The organism is Stenotrophomonas sp. HMWF003 (assembly GCF_003061285.1).
Taxonomy (GTDB): Bacteria; Pseudomonadota; Gammaproteobacteria; order Xanthomonadales; family Xanthomonadaceae; genus Stenotrophomonas; species Stenotrophomonas maltophilia_AP.
Map to the genome: position 1 here is coordinate 6,231 of NZ_QAIW01000230.1, position 3,282 is coordinate 9,512.

General features: G+C 66.8%; 3 protein-coding genes. All 3 read right to left on the reverse strand.

The features are described 5' to 3' along the window. On the reverse strand, positions 1-1,582 hold a 1,582-nt coding region (gene dnaK, locus DBR34_RS09420), incomplete at its 3' end, for a molecular chaperone DnaK (protein WP_258223782.1). Between the two features lie 202 nt (positions 1,583-1,784). Further along, positions 1,785-2,300 carry a nucleotide exchange factor GrpE gene (gene grpE, locus DBR34_RS09425; RefSeq protein WP_038688923.1) on the reverse strand — a complete coding sequence of 172 codons (516 nt, stop codon included), beginning with the start codon at positions 2,298-2,300 and terminating at the stop codon, positions 1,785-1,787. Between the two features lie 84 nt (positions 2,301-2,384). Beyond that, positions 2,385-3,282: heat-inducible transcriptional repressor HrcA (hrcA, locus tag DBR34_RS09430; RefSeq protein WP_258223783.1), on the reverse strand; the 898-nt coding region annotated here is incomplete at its 5' end.

Consider the following 3,282-nt stretch of genomic DNA (forward strand, 5'->3'; position numbering starts at 1 on the left):
CTTCTTCGCGGTTGGCTTCGGCGTCGGCGACCATGCGCGCGATCTCGTCCTCGGACAGACCCGAACCGGCCTTGATCTCGACCTTCTGTTCCTTGTTGGTCTTCTTGTCCTTGGCCGACACGTGCAGGATGCCGTTGGCGTCGATGTCGAAGGACACCTCCACCTGCGGCATGCCGCGCGGCGACGGCTCGATGCCGGACAGGTCGAACTTGGCCAGCGACTTGTTGAAGCGGGCCTGCTCGCGCTCACCCTGCAGCACGTGCACGGTCACGGCCGACTGGTTGTCCTCGGCGGTGGAGAACACCTGCGAGGCCTTGGTCGGGATGGTGGTGTTCTTTTCGATGATCTTGGTGAACACACCGCCCATGGTTTCGATACCCAGCGACAGCGGGGTCACGTCCAGCAGCAGCACGTCCTTGACGTCGCCGCCCAGCACGCCGCCCTGGATCGCCGCACCCAGTGCCACGGCTTCGTCCGGGTTGACGTCCTTGCGCGGTTCCTTGCCGAAGAACTCGGTCACGGCCTGCTGCACCTTCGGCATGCGGGTCTGGCCGCCGACCAGGATCACTTCGCTGATGTCGCTCGAGCGCAGGCCGGCGTCGTTCAACGCCACGCGGCACGGCTCGATCGACTTCTTGATCAGCTCTTCCACCAGCGCTTCCAGCTTGGCGCGGGTCAGCTTGATGTTGAGGTGCTTCGGGCCCGACGCGTCCGCGGTGACGTACGGCAGGTTCACTTCGGTCTGCTGGGCGCTGGACAGCTCGATCTTGGCGCGCTCGGCGGCGTCCTTCAGGCGCTGCAGGGCCAACGGGTCCTTGCGCAGGTCGATGCCCTGGTCCTTGTTGAACTCGTCCACCAGGTACTCGATGACGCGGTTGTCGAAGTCTTCGCCGCCCAGGAAGGTGTCGCCGTTGGTGGCCAGCACTTCGAACTGCTTCTCACCGTCGACGTTGGCGATTTCGATCACCGACACGTCGAAGGTGCCGCCGCCCAGGTCGTACACCACGATCTTGCGATCCTTGTTGTCGCCCTTGTCCAGGCCATAGGCCAGCGCCGCGGCGGTCGGCTCGTTGATGATGCGCTTGACGTCCAGGCCCGCGATGCGGCCGGCGTCCTTGGTGGCCTGGCGCTGGCTGTCGTTGAAGTAGGCCGGCACGGTGATCACCGCCTCGGTGACGGTCTCACCCAGGAAGGCTTCGGCGGTCTTCTTCATCTTCTCCAGCACGCGGGCGGAGATTTCCTGCGGGGCCATCTTCTTGGCATCGCTGGTCTGCACCCAGGCGTCGCCATTGTCGTGGGCCAGGATGCCGTAAGGCACGTGCGCGATGTCCTTCTGGACTTCAGCGTCGGTGAACTTGCGGCCGATCAGGCGCTTGACGGCGTAGAAGGTGTTCTTCGGGTTGGTCACGGCCTGGCGCTTGGCCGAGGCGCCGACCAGCACTTCGCCGTCCTTGGTGTAGGCGACGATGGACGGGGTGGTGCGGTCACCCTCGGCGTTTTCGATGACGCGGGCCTTGCCGCCGTCCATGATCGCCACACACGAGTTGGTGGTGCCGAGGTCGATACCAATGATCTTGCCCATGAGGGAGACTCCTGAAATGTCGGGGAACATCCGGCAGTTGCCGGGTTATGAATGGGATGTGTGGGACGCCGGGAGTACTTTCAAGCCATCCACCAAACACAGTGTCCGATGGCGGCCCAACGTGTTCAGCGTCCGTAGAGCCGGGCTCTGCCCGGCTGGCCGATGACCGGCTGGCCGATGACCGGCCGGCTCATCGCCCGGATCAGTCGCGGGCGACAACCACCAGGGCCGGGCGCAGCAGACGATCGTTGAGCAGGTAGCCCTTCTGGAACACCTGGACCACGCTGCCGGGCGCCGCGCCGGGCGCGTCGACCTGGCTGATGGCCTGGTGGTGGTCGGGGTTGAAGGCCTGGCCGGTCGGGTCCAGCAGGGTCAGGCCGTTGTCGGCGGCGACCTTGAGCAGCTGCTTGTAGGTCAGCTCCAGGCCTTCGCGCAGCGGGCTGGGCTCGGCACCAGCGCTGTTGAGGCCGGCGTCCAGGCTGTCGAACACCGGCAGCAGCTCGCCCAGCAGTTTTTCGTTGGCGAAGCGGCGCGCCTGTTCGACGTCACGGGCCACGCGCTTGCGCTGGTTGTCCAGGTCGGCACGCTCGCGCAGCGATTCGGCGCGCAGCAGGGCCACTTCATTGTGCAGGCTGTCCAGCTGCTGCTGCAGGGACGGCTCGGCAGCCGGTTCACCGGCGGGATTCTGGGATGCGATATCAGGCTGATCTTGGTTCATTTCCGGATCCTTGGCGGTGACTCTCCGCCTCCACCCACCCCTATGTGGGCGCGGGGTGCCGTTTCAAGAGTCCAGCCGTGGGTTTTATGCGCGATCGCGGGACAATCCACCGCCGGCCGGGTCGGCCAGCGCCGCGCCCAGCACCTGGGCGGTGGCCTCCACCAGCGGAATCATGCGGTCGTACGCCATGCGCTTGGGCCCGATCACCCCCAGCACGCCCAGCACCTGGCCCCCGGCCGAATACGGCGCAGTGACCAGCGACACCCCTTCCAGCGGCATCACCCCGGTCTCCTCACCAATGAAGATGCGTACCCCCGGCGCCTGGATGGTGCGCTCGAGCAGCTGCAGGATCTCGCGCTTGCTGGCGAACACCTCGAACAGCTCGCGCAGCCGCTCCAGGTCGGACAGGTCCTGCACGCCCATCAGCCGGGTCGCGCCGGCCAGCACCATGTCGTCGGCCGGCGGCACCAGCGCCTGTTCGGCCAGCTCGATGCCATGGGCCAGCAGCTGTTCCATTTCCGACTGCGCGTCGCGCAGTTCCAGCAGCAGCCGCTGGCGGATCTCCGACAGGGGCCGCCCGGCGCAGTTGGCGTTGAGGTAGTTGGCCACCTGTTCCAGCTCGCCGGGGCCGAAGCTGCGGCGGGGCTCGATCACCCGGTTCTGCACTTCGTTGTCGGCAAACACCAGGATGGCCAGCACCCGGCGCGCGTCCAGCGCCACGAAATCGATATGCCGGAAGGCGAACTGCTCGCGCCGCGGCGCGCTGACCACGCCGACGAAGTGGCTCATCGCCGACAGCAGCTCCGAGGCACTGCCCAGCAGGGCCTGGGTGCCGCTGCCGCTGGCCAGTTCGGTGCGCAGCCGGCTCAGCTCGCCCTCGCCGGGCGGCTGCATCTTGACCAGGCTGTCCACGAACACCCGGTAGCCGTGCGCGGTAGGCACCCGCCCGGCCGAGGTATGCGGGGAACTGAGCAGGCCCAGG

What these genes read in the sequence shown, in the direction of transcription:
- grpE (WP_038688923.1), bottom strand. Translation starts at nt 2,300, where the DNA reads ATGAACCAAGATCAGCCTGATATCGCATCCCAGAATCCCGCCGGTGAA.